Source organism: Streptomyces sp. NPDC027663 (assembly GCF_055566415.1).
Genome location: NZ_JBVHSK010000024.1, coordinates 1 through 15899, shown reverse-complemented (window position 1 = coordinate 15899; position 15899 = coordinate 1). Strand labels below are relative to the sequence as shown.

Annotated in this window: 16 protein-coding genes; 11 read left to right on the top strand and 5 right to left on the bottom strand. The window is 72.2% G+C overall.

From position 1 onward, the window contains the following. Positions 1-34: 34 nt before the first annotated feature. The 6 genes from cobM to cobC are packed head-to-tail and all read left to right on the top strand — an operon-like array spanning position 35 to position 5983. Entirely contained in the window at positions 35-853 is an 819-nt protein-coding gene (gene cobM, locus ACZ4SF_RS36260; RefSeq protein WP_468392999.1) for a precorrin-4 C(11)-methyltransferase, read from the top strand. Beyond that, the gene (cbiE, locus tag ACZ4SF_RS36255; RefSeq protein ID WP_468392997.1) at positions 850-2085 is read left to right on the top strand and encodes a precorrin-6y C5,15-methyltransferase (decarboxylating) subunit CbiE; all 1236 of its coding nucleotides are present in this window, start codon (positions 850-852) and stop codon (positions 2083-2085) included. The genes cobM and cbiE overlap by 4 nt, the downstream gene beginning before the upstream one ends. Further along, complete coding sequence (gene cobJ, locus ACZ4SF_RS36250; protein WP_468392995.1) at positions 2082-3791, top strand: precorrin-3B C(17)-methyltransferase; 1710 nt, start codon at positions 2082-2084, stop codon at positions 3789-3791. Before cbiE ends, cobJ begins: the two co-directional genes overlap by 4 nt. Next, a complete protein-coding gene (locus ACZ4SF_RS36245) occupies positions 3788-3958 on the top strand; it encodes a hypothetical protein (protein ID WP_468392993.1) in 171 nt (56 codons plus the stop codon). Before cobJ ends, ACZ4SF_RS36245 begins: the two co-directional genes overlap by 4 nt. Next, positions 3955-4899 (top strand): sirohydrochlorin chelatase, encoded by a 945-nt coding sequence (locus ACZ4SF_RS36240; RefSeq protein ID WP_468392991.1) that lies wholly within the window; start codon positions 3955-3957, stop codon positions 4897-4899. Before ACZ4SF_RS36245 ends, ACZ4SF_RS36240 begins: the two co-directional genes overlap by 4 nt. Beyond that, positions 4889-5983 (top strand): Rv2231c family pyridoxal phosphate-dependent protein CobC, encoded by a 1095-nt coding sequence (gene cobC / locus ACZ4SF_RS36235; RefSeq protein ID WP_468392989.1) that lies wholly within the window; start codon positions 4889-4891, stop codon positions 5981-5983. The genes ACZ4SF_RS36240 and cobC overlap by 11 nt, the downstream gene beginning before the upstream one ends. 317 nt (positions 5984-6300) lie before the next feature. Here the strand turns inward: cobC and ACZ4SF_RS36230 are convergent, their stop codons facing one another. The 5 genes from ACZ4SF_RS36230 to ACZ4SF_RS36210 all read right to left on the bottom strand — a co-directional run bounded on the left by ACZ4SF_RS36230 (position 6301) and on the right by ACZ4SF_RS36210 (position 10923). After that, entirely contained in the window at positions 6301-7209 is a 909-nt protein-coding gene (locus ACZ4SF_RS36230; protein WP_468392987.1) for an SCO1860 family LAETG-anchored protein, read from the bottom strand. A 134-nt stretch (positions 7210-7343) separates the two neighbouring features. Further along, positions 7344-8435 (bottom strand): amidohydrolase family protein, encoded by a 1092-nt coding sequence (locus tag ACZ4SF_RS36225; RefSeq protein WP_468392985.1) that lies wholly within the window; start codon positions 8433-8435, stop codon positions 7344-7346. Between the two features lie 18 nt (positions 8436-8453). After that, positions 8454-9248: an amino acid ABC transporter ATP-binding protein gene (locus ACZ4SF_RS36220; protein ID WP_468392983.1), complete on the bottom strand. Its 795-nt coding sequence runs from the start codon at positions 9246-9248 to the stop codon at positions 8454-8456. After that, positions 9245-10078 (bottom strand): amino acid ABC transporter permease, encoded by an 834-nt coding sequence (locus ACZ4SF_RS36215; protein WP_468392981.1) that lies wholly within the window; start codon positions 10076-10078, stop codon positions 9245-9247. Before ACZ4SF_RS36215 ends, ACZ4SF_RS36220 begins: the two co-directional genes overlap by 4 nt. Next, positions 10075-10923, bottom strand: coding sequence for a transporter substrate-binding domain-containing protein (locus ACZ4SF_RS36210; protein WP_468392979.1), 849 nt, complete (start codon positions 10921-10923; stop codon positions 10075-10077). The genes ACZ4SF_RS36215 and ACZ4SF_RS36210 overlap by 4 nt, the downstream gene beginning before the upstream one ends. A 138-nt stretch (positions 10924-11061) precedes the next feature. Here ACZ4SF_RS36210 and ACZ4SF_RS36205 point away from each other — a divergent pair, with 138 nt between their 5' ends. The 5 genes from ACZ4SF_RS36205 (at position 11062) to thpD (ending at position 15771) form a co-directional block, all read left to right on the top strand. Continuing rightward, entirely contained in the window at positions 11062-12162 is a 1101-nt protein-coding gene (locus ACZ4SF_RS36205; protein WP_468392978.1) for a pyridoxal-phosphate-dependent aminotransferase family protein, read from the top strand. A 483-nt stretch (positions 12163-12645) separates the two neighbouring features. Next, positions 12646-13164, top strand: a complete 519-nt coding sequence (ectA, locus tag ACZ4SF_RS36200) for a diaminobutyrate acetyltransferase (RefSeq protein ID WP_468392976.1) — start codon at positions 12646-12648, stop codon at positions 13162-13164. 13 nt (positions 13165-13177) lie between these two features. Next, on the top strand, positions 13178-14449 hold the full coding sequence (gene ectB / locus ACZ4SF_RS36195; protein ID WP_468392974.1) for a diaminobutyrate--2-oxoglutarate transaminase: 1272 nt from the start codon (positions 13178-13180) through the stop codon (positions 14447-14449). A gap of 23 nt (positions 14450-14472) precedes the next feature. After that, entirely contained in the window at positions 14473-14877 is a 405-nt protein-coding gene (locus tag ACZ4SF_RS36190; protein ID WP_468392972.1) for an ectoine synthase, read from the top strand. Positions 14878-14883: 6 nt separating this feature from the next. After that, on the top strand, positions 14884-15771 hold the full coding sequence (thpD, locus tag ACZ4SF_RS36185) for an ectoine hydroxylase (RefSeq protein ID WP_468392970.1): 888 nt from the start codon (positions 14884-14886) through the stop codon (positions 15769-15771). The last annotated feature ends 128 nt before the right edge of the window (positions 15772-15899 follow it).

Sequence of the window (15899 nt, the reverse complement as noted above, 5' to 3'; positions counted from 1 at the left end):
TCACGTACTGACTTGTAGGAGAGGACCGATTCCCATGGCCGATGCCCCCACCGGCAAGGTGACCTTCGTCGGTGCCGGCCCCGGCGCCGCCGATCTGCTGACGTTCCGTGCCGCCCGGGCCATCGCCGAGGCCGACGTGGTGATCTGGGCCGCGAGCCTGGTCCAGGCGGAGGTCCTCGAGCACGCCCGTGCGGACGCCGAGATCCTGGACTCGGCGGCCATGTCGCTGGAGGACGTCGTCGCCGTGTACCGACGTGCGTTCGAGGAAGGGCTGAAGGTCGCCCGGATCCACTCCGGTGACCCGGCCCTGTGGGGCGGCACCCAGGAGCAGCTGGACCGCTGCCACGAGATCGGCATCGCGACCGAGGTCGTGCCTGGCGTGTCCTCCTTCTCGGCGGTGGCCGCGCTGGCGGAGCGCGAGCTGACGATCCCTGAGGTCGCGCAGTCCGTGGTGCTGACCCGGCTGGGCGGGGGCAAGACGCCGATGCCGCCCGGCGAGGAGGTCCGCGAGTTCGCCCGGCACGGCACCACCATGGCGATCTTCCTGTCGGCGGCGCGCAGCGGGCAGCTGGTGCGGGAGCTGCTGGAGGGCGGCTATCCCACGAGCACGCCGGTGGTGGTCGCGTACCAGGTGACCTGGCCGGAGGAGCTGGTCGTGAAGTGCACGATCGGCACGCTGGAGGAGACGGTCAAGGAGCACAAGCTCTGGAAGCACACCCTGTTCCTGGTCGGCCCGGCCCTGGACGCGCACGGCACCCGCTCGCACCTGTACCACCCGGGGCACTTCCACGGGTACCGCAAGGCCGACCCGGAGGCCCGCCGGGCCCTGCGGGAACAGAGGGCGAAGAGTTGATCACGGTCGTCGGTACGGGCACCGGGGCCCCGGTTCCCGCGGACGTCCTCGCCGGGGCCGCGCTGGTCGTCGGCGGGCGGCGCCATCTGGACGCCGTGGAGCTGCCGGACGGGGCTGAGCAGGTGGTGCTCGGGCCGCTCGCGCCCGCCCTGGAGACGATCGCGGAGTACGTCGGCAAGGATCTGCCGGTCGTCGTGCTGGCCTCCGGGGACCCCGGGTTCTTCGGGATCGTACGGGCGCTGGCCGAGCGGTTCGAGGCCGGGCTGCTGGACGTGCGGCCGGGGGTGTCGTCCGTGGCCACCGCGTTCGCGCGGATCGGGCTGCCCTGGGACGACGCGGTCGTGGTCAGCGCGCACGGCCGGGACCTGCGTACGGCGGTGCACGTGTGCCGGGCGCGGCCGAAGGTGGCCGTGCTGACGGGCCCGGGCGCCGGACCGGCCGAGCTGGGCGCCGCGCTGCCCGGTGACCGGGTGCTGGTCGTGGCGAGCGCACTCGGGGATCCGGTGCGGGAGCGCGTGGAGCGGGTGACGGCCGCCGAGGCGGCGGTCCGGGACTGGGGTACGGCGGTGAGCGTGGTGCTGTGCCTGGACGAGGCGCGGGCGCTCGGTGCGGTGCGTACGGTGGCCGCGGTGCCGGAGCAGCCCGCTCGATGGGCCCTGGACGAGGACGAGTTCACGCACCGGGACTCGATGATCACCAAGTTCGAGGTGCGGGCGCTGGCCCTGGCCCGGCTCGGGCCGCGCCTCGGTGACCTGGTGTGGGACGTAGGCGCCGGGTCGGGTTCGGTCGCGGTGGAGTGCGCGCGGCTGGGTGCGGCCGTGGTCGCCGTCGAGAAGACCGCGGACGGGGTGGAGCGGGTCCGTGCCAACGCCCTCGCCCACGGCGTCGGCGTGGAGGTCGTGCACGGCTCGGCGCCGGAGGCGCTGTCCGGGCTGGCCGGCGATCCCGACGCGGTGTTCGTCGGGGGCGGGGGCCGGGAGCTGCCCGCGGTGGTGACCGCCTGTGCGCGGCGGGCGCGGCGGACGGTGGTCGTCGCGCTGGCCGCCCTGGACCGGGTGCCGGCGACGCGCGAGGCGCTCACGGCCTCCGGGTTCGTCTGCGACGGGGTGCTGCTGCAGTCGTCGCGCCTCGCGCCGCTGCCGGGGGACGTGACCCGGCTCGCGGCCACCAATCCTGTGTTCGTGCTCTGGGGCGTCAGGGCCCCGGTGTCCAGTGAAGGAGTTGCCCAGTGATCGGCCTCATTTCCGCCACCGCGGCGGGAGCGGCGGCGCGGGACCGGCTGGCCGCGGCCTGGCCGGAGCGTACGCGCGTGTACGAGGGTCCCGTCGGGGAGGCCGTACGGGCCGCGTTCGCGGAGTGCGAGCAGTTGGTGTGCTTCCTGGCGACGGGGGCGGTGGTACGGCTGCTCGCGCCGCTGCTCGGTGACAAGGCGGCCGACCCGGGGGTGGTGTGCGTGGACGAGGGCGGCCGGTTCGCGGTGTCCCTGGTCGGCGGGCACGGCGGCGGTGCCAACGAACTCGCCCGTGCGGTAGGTGAGTTGCTGGGCGCGGAGCCGGTGGTGACGACCGCGACGGATGCGGTCGGGCTGCCCGGTCTGGACACGCTCGGGCTGCCGTACGAGGGTGCGGTCGCCGCGGTCTCGCGGGCCCTGCTGGACGGTGCGCCGGTCGCGCTGGCGGCAGACGTGGCGTGGCCGCTGCCGGCGCTGCCGCTGTCGGCCGACCGGGGCGAGGGGGCGTACACCGTCCGGCTCACCGACCGGGCCGTCGAACCCGGCGAGCGGGAGGTGCTGCTGCGTCCGCCGTCGCTGGTGGTCGGGGTCGGCGCCTCGAAGGGCGCGCCGGTGGCCGAGGTGTTCGGCCTGATCGAGGAGGCGCTGGCGCAGGCGGGGCTCTCGCCGAAGTCCGTGGCCGAACTGGCCACCGTGGACGCGAAGGCGCAGGAGCCCGGCATCGTGGCCGCCGCCGAGCGGCTCGGGGTGCCCCTGGTGACGTACTCCGCCGGGGAACTGGCGGGCGTGGCGGTGCCGAACCCGTCCGACGCGCCGCTCACGGCCGTCGGCACGCCGTCGGTCGCCGAGGCCGCCGCCCTGGTGCGCGGGGGCGAACTCCTCGTGCCGAAGCGGAAGTCGGAGCGTGCCGACGGGCAGCCGGCGATGGCGACCTGTGCCGTCGTACGGCGCCCGGGACGCGGGCGGCTCGCGGTGGTCGGGCTCGGGCCGGGCGCCCGGGACCTGCTCACCCCGCGCGCGGCGGCCGAACTGCGGCGGGCGTCGGTGCTGGTCGGGCTCGACCAGTACGTGGACCAGATCCGCGACCTGCTGCGGCCCGGCACCCGCGTGCTGGAGTCGGGGCTCGGCGCGGAGGAGGAGCGCGCCCGTACGGCGGTCGCGGAGGCCCGCAAGGGGCACGCGGTGGCGCTGATCGGCAGCGGGGACGCGGGCGTGTACGCCATGGCCTCCCCGGCGCTCGCCGAGGCCTCCGACGACATCGACGTGGTCGGGGTGCCCGGGGTGACGGCCGCGCTGGCCGCCGGGGCGATCCTGGGCGCGCCGCTGGGCCACGACCACGTGTCCATCAGCCTGTCCGACCTGCACACGCCGTGGGAGGTCATCGAGCGCCGGGTGCGGGCGGCGGCCGAGGCGGACATCGTCGTCACCTTCTACAACCCGCGTTCCCGGGGCCGGGACTGGCAGCTGCCCAAGGCCCTGGCGATCCTCGCCGGGCACCGGGAGCCGGCGACGCCGGTGGGGGTCGTCCGCAACGCGTCCCGGCCGGACGAGTCCAGCCGGGTCACCACGCTCGGCGCACTGGACCCGGCGACGGTCGACATGATGACGGTCGTGACCGTGGGCAACACGGCGACCCGGGAGATCGCGGGCCGCATGGTGACCCCGCGCGGTTACCGCTGGCAGGCGGGGCAGGAGGCCGCCGGGTGAAGCGCGTGGTCCGATCCGTCGAGCAGGAGTCCTTCCGGCGGCTGCGCGCCCGCCCGGACTCCTCGCACCTCCCGCCGCCGACCCGGGCGGTGGTGGACGGCGGCTCGGCCGCCGCCGCGCCCAACATCTCGCAGTATCACCCCGTTTCATCTGAGGAGACCTCGTGACCACCCCGCCCGCCCTGCTCATCGCCGGACACGGCACCCGTGACGACGCCGGAGCCGAGGCGTTCCGCGACTTCGTCCGGGAGCTGGGGCGCCGTCACCCCGAGCTGCCTGTCGCCGGCGGCTTCATCGAACTGTCGCCGCCGCCGCTGGGCGAGGCCGTCACCGAGCTGGTCGAGCAGGGCGTACGCCGGTTCGCCGCGGTGCCGCTGATGCTGGTGTCCGCCGGGCACGCCAAGGGTGACATCCCGGCCGCGCTGGCCCGCGAGAAGGAGCGGCACCCGGGCATCTCGTACACCTACGGCCGCCCGCTGGGCCCGCATCCGGCGCTGCTGGACGTGCTGGAGCGGCGGCTGGACGAGGCGCTCGGCGGTACGGCCCGGACGCCCGAGGACCGGGCCGACGTGACGGTGCTGCTGGTGGGCCGCGGTTCGACGGACCCCGACGCCAACGCCGAGGTGTTCAAGGCGGCGCGGCTGCTCTGGGAGGGCCGTGGATACGCCGGTGTGGAGACGGCGTTCGTGTCGCTGGCGGCGCCGGACGTGCCGAGCGGCCTGGACCGGTGCGTGGCGCTGGGCGCGCGGAAGATCGTCGTACTCCCGTACTTCCTGTTCACCGGGATCCTGCCGGACCGGGTGCGGCAGCAGACCGAGGGGTGGGCCGCCGCGCATCCGGGGACCGAGGTGCGGTCGGCCGACGTCATCGGGCCCGAGCCGGAGCTGCTGGACCTGGTGATGGAGCGGTACCAGGAGGCCGTCAAGGGCGATCTGCGCATGAACTGCGACTCGTGCGTGTACCGGATCGCGCTGCCGGGCTTCGAGGACAAGGTCGGGCTGCCGCAGCAGCCGCACTTCCACCCGGACGACGACGGCCACCACCACGAGCACGGCCACGGACACGGGCATCACCATCACGGGGGGCACTCACACAGCCATGCGCACTGAGGGCACCGGCGGGGCCGGACACGATCTGCGGCATCACGGGGACGCCGAAGTGCGGGACGACGGGGCCGCGTTGGGCGACCTCGCCGTCAACGTCCGCGCGGACACGCCGCCGCGGTGGCTGCGGGAGGAGATCACCGGCTCACTGTCGTCCCTGGCGGCCTACCCGGACGGGCGGGCCGCGCGGGCGGCGGTGGCGGCGCGGCACGGGCTGCCGGTGGAGCGGGTGCTGCTGACGGCGGGGGCCGCGGAAGCCTTCGTGCTGCTCGCCCGCGCGCTCGAGGTGCGTCAGCCCGTCGTGGTGCACCCGCAGTTCACGGAGCCGGAGGCCGCGCTGCGGGACGCCGGGCACACCGTGCACCGGGTGCTGCTGCGGGAGGAGGACGGGTTCCGGCTGGACCCGGCGGCCGTGCCGCAGGACGCCGACCTCGTCGTGATCGGCAATCCCACCAATCCGACGTCCGTGCTGCATCCGGCGGAGACGATCGTGCGGCTCGCCCGTCCGGGGCGGATCCTGGTGGTCGACGAGGCGTTCATGGACGCGGTGCCCGGTGAGCGCGAGGCGCTGGCCGGGCGGACCGACGTTCCGGGGCTCGTCGTGCTGCGCAGCCTCACCAAGACCTGGGGGCTGGCCGGGCTGCGCATCGGGTACGTGCTGGCTCCCGCGGAGATCGTCGGCGAGCTGGAGCGGGCCCAGCCGTTGTGGCCCGTGTCGACACCGGCGTTGGCTGCCGCGCAGGCGTGTGTGGCGCCGAGGGCGCTGGCCGAGGCGGGGCATGCGGCGCATCGCATCGCCGGGGACCGGGCGCATCTGGTGGCCGGGCTGGCTTCCTTCGCCGGCCTCGGGGTGCGGGTGGTGGAGCCGGCGCAGGGGCCGTTCGTGCTGGTGCGCATCCCGGACGCGGCCGGGGTACGGCGACGGTTGCGGGACCTCGGCTGGGCGGTGCGGCGTGGGGACACGTTTCCGGGGCTCGGGGTGGACTGGGTACGGGTGGCCGTACGCGACCGTGCGACGGTGAACGCCTTCCTGAAGGCCCTGTCGGCCGCCCTGGCTCCGCCCGGCCGTCCACCCGGTTCACGCGGCTGAGCACCCGGGGTTCTCGCCCTGCTACGAGATCGCCCTCGGTCTCGGTCGTTCCCGGAGGCGTTCGAGGGCCGTCTCCGTCTCCTCGTCGGCCGGCAGGTACACCACGAGTTGCTGGGCGTCCGCCGGGATGTCCAGCATCTCGCTCGACGCCGAGCCCCCGGGGTACGCCGAGGCCCCTGGACCAGCTGTCCTGGTGGGCCGCCACGCTCCGGGCGGGCCGGGAGGCCGCTCCCTACCCGGGGTGAGCGCCGAGCGGGGAGCGGCCGGCCGAGTGGTCGGCGAGTGACGGCCCGGGAGCGGCCCTGGGGTGGGCGCCGTCAGTTCTTGCGGCGGCGGGCCACCGTCACCGCTCCCCCGCCGAACAGCAGCAGCGCCAGCGCGCCGCCCGCGATGTACGGGGTCGCCGAGCTGCCGCCGGTCTCCGCGAGGTCGGCCTGGTCGGGGGCGCCCTGCGGGCGGACGTCGGCGGCCGGGTCGTGGCTCGGCACAGGCTTCTTGGTGGGCGGGGCCATCGGGGACTCGCAGGTGGCCCTGGCCAGGGTGACCGTGCCCTCGACGTCGGCCACGTTGAGCTTCAACGGGTTGACGGTCACCTTGAGTTCGAGGGCGGTCGCGGCGGCCGTACGGGTCGTGGTCCGGTGCTGGGAGAGGTCGAGACGGACCTCTCCGACGCCGGGCACCTTCACCTCGGTCGGGCCGCCGGCGGTCAGGGTGACGCGCTTGCCGAGGACACGGACCGTGCCGAGGACGTTCGCGGAGGCGGCCGGTGCCTTGCCGGCCTCGCACGTGGCCTTGGCGGTGATCGTGTCGGCCTCGATCAGGGACAGCAGAGGCAGGCCGGGGAGGTGCAGCTTGGCGTGGGCGACCCGGACCGAGCCCTCGGCGCGCTTGGCCGTGACCGTGGCCCGGGCCTCGGCGACGTCCGCGGCGAGCACGGTGAACGGCTTGCCGCCGTTCACGCCGTCCAGCCGGGCGGTCAGGGCGGTGCGGTCGGCGCTCTGCGGTGCCCGGACCTCGTTGAGGGAGACCGCGAGCGGGACGTGCGCGGTCTTGTCGAGCAGGGACACGTCGAGCCCGGTGCGCAGGACGACGGCGGAGGCGCGAGCGTGGTCACCGGTGGCGTGCGCGGCGCTCGCGCCCAGGACGGCGGGCGCCCCGGTGAGGGCGGTGACCGTCGCGAGCGCCGTCAGCCGGCGTGCGGGCATGCGGAAGTTGTTGCTGTTCAAGGCGGTGGGACCCCCAGACGGGACATGCTTGGGACTCGTCAACCTTGTACGCACTGTGGGTGAACGGTCAGCTATCCAGGGTTACTTCACTCATACGTGGATATCTCGCTCGCCGTTTCGAATCACGGGCACATCTACTCGACGACCTGCCCGCGCAGCACCACCCGTCGCGGCGCTGCCAGCACCCGTACGTCGGCCCGGGGATCGGCCTCGTACACCACGAGGTCCGCCGGGGCGCCCTCCTCCAGGCCGGGCCGGCCGAGCCACTTGCGGGCCGACCAGCTGGTGGCGGCGAGGGCGTCGACCGGCGGGAGGCCGGCGGTGACCAGTTCGGCCACCTCCTCCGCGACCAGGCCGTGGGCGAGTGAGCCGCCGGCGTCCGTGCCGACGAAGACCGGGATGCCGGCGTCGTAGGCGCCGCGCACGGTGTCGTAGCGCCGCTCGTGCAGCCGGCGCATGTGGGAGGACCAGCGCGGGAACTTCTTGTCGCCGCCGTCGGCGAGCCTGGGGAAGGTGGCGATGTTGACGAGGGTGGGGACGATCGCGACGCCCCGCTGCGCGAACAGCGGGATCAGGTCCTCGGTGAGGCCCGTCGCGTGCTCGATGCAGTCGATGCCCGCCTCGACCAGGTCACGCAGGGAACTCTCGGCGAAGCAGTGGGCGGTGACGCGGGCGCCGAGCCGGTGTGCCTCGGCGATGGCGGCCTCGACGGCCTCGCGGGGCCAGCAGGGAGAGAGGTCGCCGAGGTCCCGGTCGATCCAGTCGCCGACCAGCTTGACCCAGCCGTCGCCGCGCCGGGCCTCCTGGGCGACGTAGGCGACGAGGTCGTCCGGCTCGATCTCCCACGCGTAGTTGCGGATGTAGCGCCGGGTGCGGGCGATGTGCCGGCCCGCGCGGATGATCCTCGGGAGGTCGTCGCGGTCGTCGATCCAGCGGGTGTCGGAGGGCGAGCCCGCGTCCCGGATCAGCAGGGTGCCGGTCTCCCGGTCGGTGAGTGCCTGCTTCTCGGCGGCGGCCGCGTCGACCGGGCCGTGGGCGCCGAGACCCACATGACAGTGCGCGTCGACCAGGCCCGGCAGCGCCCAGCCCTCGACGGTCCGGACGTCCCGGGCCCCGGCGGGGCGGTCGTAGGAGATCCGGCCCCCGACGACCCACAGCTCGTCGCGGACGTCTTCCGGCCCCACCAGGACCCGGCCCTTCACGTGCAGCACGGCGCCATCGCTCATGCACCGCACCTTAACGACCTACGGCTCGGACTTCCCCACCTGGTCGGAGATCTCCTCCTCCACCTCGGCCATCGCCGGGTCGAGCAGACGGGAGAGGAAGTGCCGGGTGCGCTCGTGCCGCGGGGCGCCGATGACCTGCTCGGGGCTGCCGTCCTCGACGATCACTCCGCCGTCCATGAAGACGACCCGGTCGGCGACCTCGCGGGCGAAGGTCATCTCGTGCGTGACGACCATCATCGTCATGCCCTCCCGCGCGAGCCTGCGCATCACCGCGAGGACGTCCCCGACGAGTTCGGGGTCGAGCGCGGAGGTCGGCTCGTCGAAGAGCATCACCTCCGGGCCCATGGCGAGCGCGCGGGCGATGGCCACGCGCTGCTGCTGGCCGCCGGAGAGGGAGGACGGGTAGGCGTCCGCCTTCTCGGACAGGCCGACCCGGGCCAGGTTCTCGGCGGCGATCTTCGCGGCCGTCCCCTTGTCCCGCCCGAGGACCCGGCGCTGCGGCAGCGTGAGGTTCTCGGTGACGTTCAGGTGCGGGAAGAGGTTGAACTGCTGGAAGACCATGCCGATACGGCGGCGTACGGCGTCGATGTCGACGTCGGGGTCGGTCACCTCGGTGCCGCCGACGAAGACCTGGCCCTTGGTGGGCTCCTCCAGCAGGTTCACGCAGCGCAGCAGCGTCGACTTGCCGGAGCCGGAGGGCCCGATGACGCAGACGACCTCGCCCTGGCCGATCTCCAGGTCGATGCCGCGCAGCACCTCGTTGTCGCCGAAGGACTTGTGCAGCCCCCGGACTTCGATCTCCGGGCGGCTCACCGGATCGCCTCCTGGGCCTTGGATTCCATACGGCGGACGACGAAGCTGAGCGGGATGGTGACCAGCAGGTAGCACAGGCCCGCGACCAGGATCGGCGTGGAGTTGGCGGTCGTACTGGCCAGATCGCGGCCGAACTTGGACAGTTCCCGCTCCTCCAGGGTGACGCCGAGGAACAGCACCAGCGAGGAGTCCTTGAAGAGCAGGACGAGTTCGTTGGTGAGCGGCGGGAGGATGATCCGGAAGGCCTGCGGGATGATGATCGAGATCATGGCCTTCGCCGGCGAGAAGCCGAGCGAGCGGGCCGCCTCCATCTGCCCCTTGGGCACGGCCTGGATGCCGGCGCGGATGGTCTCCGCCATGTAGGCGGCCGAGACCAGGCCGAGCGCGAGGGCGACCTTGCCGTAGGTCCCGCCGGGGATCTCCGTGCCGGGGAACGCGAGCGGCACGGCCACGCCGACGAAAATGAAGATCAGCAGGGCGGGCAGGCCGCGGAAGATCTCGATGTAGACGCCGGCCAGCCAGCGGTAGGGACCCACGGAGGACAGCCGCATGAGTGCGATGACCATGCCGAGGACGAGTCCGACGACGAAGCCGGACACCGTGTAGAGCACGGTGTTCTTCAGCGCCAGCGTGATGACGTCCGGGAACATCTGCTTCGCGATGCCGGCCTGGGCGAACTGGTTCTGCAGCCGGCCCCAGTCCGCCGTGACCGCGAAGGCGATCACGGCGGCGACGAAGACGGCGTACTGCGCGGCCCGCGACAGGCTGCGCTTCTGCCGCCGGGTCAGTCCCTTTTTCTTCGGCTGGAGAGTTACGTCCGTATCGGTCATGAGGCGGCGGGAGAGGCGACGGACGCCTCGTACGGGCCGATCCACTGCTCGTAGATCTTCTTGTAGGTGCCGTCGGCCTTGGCGGTCTTGAGCGCCTTGTTGATGGCGTCGAGCAGCGCCTTGTTGCCCTTCTTCACGGTGAAGCCGTACTGCTCACCGGTCTTGAGGTTGTCGACGACCTTGAACTTGTCCGCGTTGGCCTTGTCCTTCAGCCAGCCCTGGACGACCGGGTAGTCGATGACGACGGCCTGGACCTGGCCGGTGCGCAGGCCGTTGAGGACGGCGTCGGAGGACTCGAAGGAGACCGGGTCGTAGCCCTTGGACTTGACGTAGTCCTCGCCGGTGGTCTGCGCCTGGGCGCCGAGCTTCTTGCCCTTGGCCTTGACGTCGGCCAGCGAGTCGACACCGCTGTTCCTGTCGACGAGGACGGCCTGGGTGGCCTCGAAGTACGGGTCGGAGAAGTCGACGTTCTTCTTGCGCTCGTCGGTGATCGTCATGCCGGCGGCGGCCAGGTCGCACTCGCCGGAGTTCAGGAAGGCGCCGGTCTTGAAGTTCTCGAAGGGCGTGTCGCGGATCTCCTGCTTGACGCCGAGGTCCTTGGCGACGAGGTCGATCAGGGACACGTCGAAGCCCTGCACCTTGCCGTCGATGTCCGACTGGAACGGCGGGTAGGGCAGGTGGGTGCAGGTGGTCAGCTGCCCGGCCTTGGCGAGGTGGACCCCCTTGACGGTGGTCTTGCCGCTCCCGGAGTCGCTGGAGGAGCAGCCGGCCGCGACGAGCACGAGTGCGGCGGTCGCGGTGGTGGCGGCCAGAAGGCGGGTCCGGCGCCCGACGAGCGTTTTCATGGGGAGATCTCCTGTGGGGGTACTGAGGGTTCCGATTATAAGGAAAGGTTTGAGTCTCTCAAATCAAACTGATGGCTATGGGACCGTTCGACCTAAGATCGGAGGAGTCGACCCCCCGAGAGCGAAGAGAGCACCGCCGTGACCCACCCCTTCCTCGACCTGCCCCCGCTGAGTGCCGAGCGCTTCGCCGCCATCGAGGACGGGGTGGCCCGGCTGCTGGGCACCCGGCAGGACGTCCTGATCACCCAGGGCGAGGCGCTGCTGCCGCTGGAGGGCGCGATCCGCGCGGCGGCCGGTCCGGGCACGGTGGCCCTGAACGTGATCACGGGCCCGTACGGGCAGACCTTCGGCAACTGGCTGCGCGACTCCGGCGCGACGGTGCACGACCTGTCCGTCCCCTTCCACACGGCCGTGACCGCGGAGCAGATCGGGGAGGCGTTCGCCGCGCACCCGGAGATCGACTTCGTGTCGCTGGTGCACGCGGAGGCGGCGACCGGCAACACCAACCCGGTGGCGGAGATCGGCGAGGTGGTGCGGGAGCACGGCGCCCTCTTCTATCTGGACGCGGTGGCCTCCGTGGGTGCCGAGCCGGTGCTGCCGGACGCGTGGGGCGTGGATCTGTGCGTGATCGGGGCGCAGAAGGCGATGGGCGGCCCGGCAGGGGTGTCGGCGATCTCGGTGAGCGAGCGGGCATGGGCCCGGATGACCGCCAACCCGAACGCCCCGCGCCGCTCCTACCTCTCCCTGCTGGACTGGAAGGAGCGCTGGATCGACGCCGGCCGCCGGGCGCTGCCGCATGCTCCGGCCCAGCTGGAGATGCTGGCGCTGCAGGCGTGCCTGGAGCGGATCGAGTCGGCCGGCCTGGACACGGTGATGGCGCGCCACCGGGGTGCCGCGCTGGCCACGCGCGCCGGTGCCGTGGCACTGGGCGGGGGGCTGGAGCCGTACGTGTACGAGGAGAAGGACGCGGCCCCGGTCGCCACGACCCTGCGCGTGCCGTCCGGGGTGGTGGCATCGGAGCTGGTGGCACGGGCCCTGGAGAGCGACCCGGCGCTGCCGCTGGCCGCGGGCGGCGGTGCGCTGGCCAAGGAGATGATCCGGGTCAACCACTACGGTCCGGACGCGACGCCGGGGGCGGTGCAGGGGTCTCTGGCGGCGCTGGGGGCGGCACTCGCCGAGCAGGGGCTGACCGTCGACCCCGTGAGCGCACGACAGGCCGTGGAGCGGGCCTGGCAGTAGTCCACGGCGCGGGCGGCCCGGCTGGCACCGCGACGGCCCGTGCCCACGGCGCGGGCCGTCGCCGTGTGGAGTGCGCCCTTCCGTCCGGGGCGGGGGCCGGTGGCGGGCGCCGAGGCCGGTCCGCGCCGGGTATCCCTTCGTCTCATCGAGGAACACGCCCGGCACGACGGGCACGACGGGCATCCCGGCATTTCGCGTGAACGAATCGACGGGACCACCGGATACTGAATTCAATTTACTTTCACAATTCCCGCCAATTCCGCGGACGATAGCTTCCCGTCTTCTTCTGCCCGCTTTTTGCAGGGCTAAACCGGGGAGTTTGCGGCTCGATTTCCGGCGACTTGTACCCTGTGACACACTCCACAGAAACGAGAATATGCCCCGATTTGCCCCGGCATATTGCGGACATTTCACCGATCTGCCGGGAGGTCGGGAGATCACCTGCCGTGCATTTTCGAATTCGCCTCGCTAAATTCGTGCCGCATGACTGCCGCACCAGCAGACCTGCTCATCGAACGACCCAAGACGACGGACGGGGCCGCACTCTGGCGCCTCGCCAAGGACTCGAAAACACTCGACCTGAACTCTTCGTACAGCTATCTGCTGTGGTGCCGGGACTTCGCCGCCACCTCCGCGGTGGCGCGCGGTGCGGACGGGGAGCCGGTCGGATTCGTCACCGGGTACGTGCGCCCGGACGAGCCCCGCACCCTGCTCGTCTGGCAGGTGGCCGTGGACTCCGCCCACCGGGGCCACGGCATCGCCGCCGCGCTGCTGGACGGCCTGACCGCACGGCTCGCCGCCGAGCGCGGCATCACGGAGGTGGAGACCACCATCACCCCCGGCAACACCGCCTCCGAGCGCCTGTTCACCTCGTTCGCCGCCCGGCACGGCGCACAGGTCGAGCGTGAGGTGCTGTTCGGCGCCGACCTGTTCCCGGACGGCCCGCACGACCCCGAAGTCCTGTTCCGCATCGGCCCGCTGACCGACTCCACCCCCCACTGAGGAGCGAATCACCGTGACCATCACCCAGCCCGACCTCAGCGTCTTCGAGACCCTCGAGTCCGAGGTGCGCAGCTACTGCCGCGGCTGGCCCACCGTGTTCGACCGGGCGCAGGGCAGCCGGATGTACGACGAGGACGGCCATGCGTACCTCGACTTCTTCGCCGGTGCCGGATCACTCAACTACGGCCACAACAACCCCGTGCTGAAACGGGCGTTGATCGACTACCTGGAACGCGACGGCGTCACCCACGGCCTGGACATGTCGACCACGGCCAAGCGGTCGTTCCTGCAGACCTTCCAGGATCTGGTGCTGCGTCCGCGGGACCTGCCGTACAAGGTCATGTTCCCGGGTCCGACCGGCACCAACGCCGTCGAGTCCGCGCTGAAGCTGGCGCGGAAGGTGAAGGGCCGCGAGGCGATCGTCTCCTTCACGAACGCCTTCCACGGCATGTCCCTCGGTTCCCTCGCCGTGACCGGCAACGCCTTCAAACGGGCCGGCGCCGGCATCCCGCTGGTGCACGGCACGCCGATGCCGTTCGACAACTACTTCGACGGCACCGTCCCGGACTTCCTGTGGTTCGAGCGGCTGCTGGAGGACCAGGGCTCTGGCCTGAACAAGCCCGCCGCGGTGATCGTGGAGAGCGTCCAGGGCGAGGGCGGCATCAACGTCGCCCGGCCCGAATGGCTGCGCGCGCTGAAGGAGTTGTGCGAGCGGCAGGACATGCTGCTGATCGTCGACGACATCCAGATGGGCTGTGGCCGTACCGGCGCCTTCTTCTCCTTCGAGGAGGCGGGCATCACGCCGGACATCGTCACGGTGTCGAAGTCGATCAGCGGGTACGGGCTGCCGATGTCGCTGTGCCTGTTCAAGCCCGAGCTGGACGTGTGGGAGCCGGGCGAGCACAACGGCACCTTCCGCGGCAACAACCCCGCCTTCGTCACCGCGACCGCGGCCCTGGAGGCGTACTGGACCGACGGCTCGGCCATGGAGAAGCAGACCCGCGCCCGCGGTGAGCAGGTCGAGCAGGCGCTGATAGCCGTCACCGAGGAGAACCTCGCCGACGTGAAGGAGTACCGCGGCCGCGGTCTGGTGTGGGGCCTGGAGTTCCACGACAAGGACCGTGCCTCGCGGGTCGCCCGGCGCGCCTTCGAACTCGGGCTGCTCATCGAGACGTCCGGCCCCGAGGGCGAGGTCGTCAAGCTGCTGCCGGCCCTGACCATCACCCCCGACGAGCTGGACGAGGGTCTGCGCGTCCTCGCCCGCGCCGTCCGGGAAACCGTCTGATCAGCAAGGAGGAGACCAACACCGTGATCGTGCGATCGTTCAAGGACATCGAAGGCACCGACCGGCACGTCAGAGCGAAGTCCGGCACCTGGGAGAGCAAGCGGATCGTCCTCGCCAAGGAGCGGGTCGGCTTCTCCCTGCACGAGACCATCCTGTACGCCGGGACCGAGACGTCGATGTGGTACGCCAACCACGTCGAGGCCGTCGTCTGCACCCGGGGCGAGGCCGAACTCACCGACCACGAGGCCGGGAAGACGTACACGATCACCCCGGGCACCATGTACCTCCTCGACGGACACGAGCGGCACACGCTGCGGGTCAAGGAGGACTTCCACTGCCTCTGCGTGTTCAACCCGCCCGTCACCGGACGGGAGGACCACGACGAGAACGGCGTCTACCCGCTGCTCACCGAGCCCGAGGAGGTGTGACGTCCCATGACCACCGTCACCGATCTCTACCCCACCCGCGGCACCACCGAGGTGACCGTCCCCCGCCAGGACCCGGTCGTCTGGGGCTCCCCGGACACCCCGGGCCCGGTCTCGACGGCCGATCTCCACTCGTACGAGCGCGACGGCTTCCTCGCCGTCGACCAGCTGATCACCCCGGACGAGGTCGAGGTCTACCGCAGTGAGCTGGACCGGCTGGTCGCCGACCCGGCGATACGGCTCGACGAGCGCTCGATCGTCGAGCCCAAGTCGAAGGAGATCCGCTCGGTCTTCGAGGTGCACCGGATCAGCGAGGTGTTCGCGAACCTGGTGCGCGATCCGCGGGTGGTCGGCCGGGCCCGGCAGATCCTCGGTTCGGACGTGTACGTCCACCAGTCCCGGATCAACGTGAAGCCGGGCTTCGGGGCGAGCGGCTTCTACTGGCACTCGGACTTCGAGACCTGGCACGCCGAGGACGGCCTGCCGAACATGCGCACGGTGTCCGTCTCGATCGCGCTGACCGAGAACCACGACACCAACGGCGGCCTCATGATCATGCCGGGCTCGCACCGGACGTTCCTGGGCTGCGCCGGTGCCACGCCGAAGGACAACTACAAGAAGTCCCTGCAGATGCAGGACGCCGGCACCCCGTCCGACGAGGCGCTGACCGAGCTGGCGAGCCGGCACGGCATCAAGCTGTTCACCGGCAAGGCCGGCTCGGCGACCTGGTTCGACTGCAACTGCATGCACGGCTCGGGCGACAACATCACGCCGTTCCCGCGCAGCAACGTCTTCATCGTGTTCAACAGCGTGGAGAACACGGCCGTGGACCCGTTCGCGGCCCCGGTCCGCCGGCCGGAGTTCATCGGGGCACGGGACTTCACTCCCGTCAGGTGAACCGAACACCGGGCCGGCCCCGGGGGGGGGGGGGGGGGGGGGGGGGGGGGGGGGGGGGGGGGGGGGGGGGGGGGGGGGGGGGGGGGGGGGGGGGGGGGGGGGGGGGGGGGGTGGGGGGGGGGGGGTTT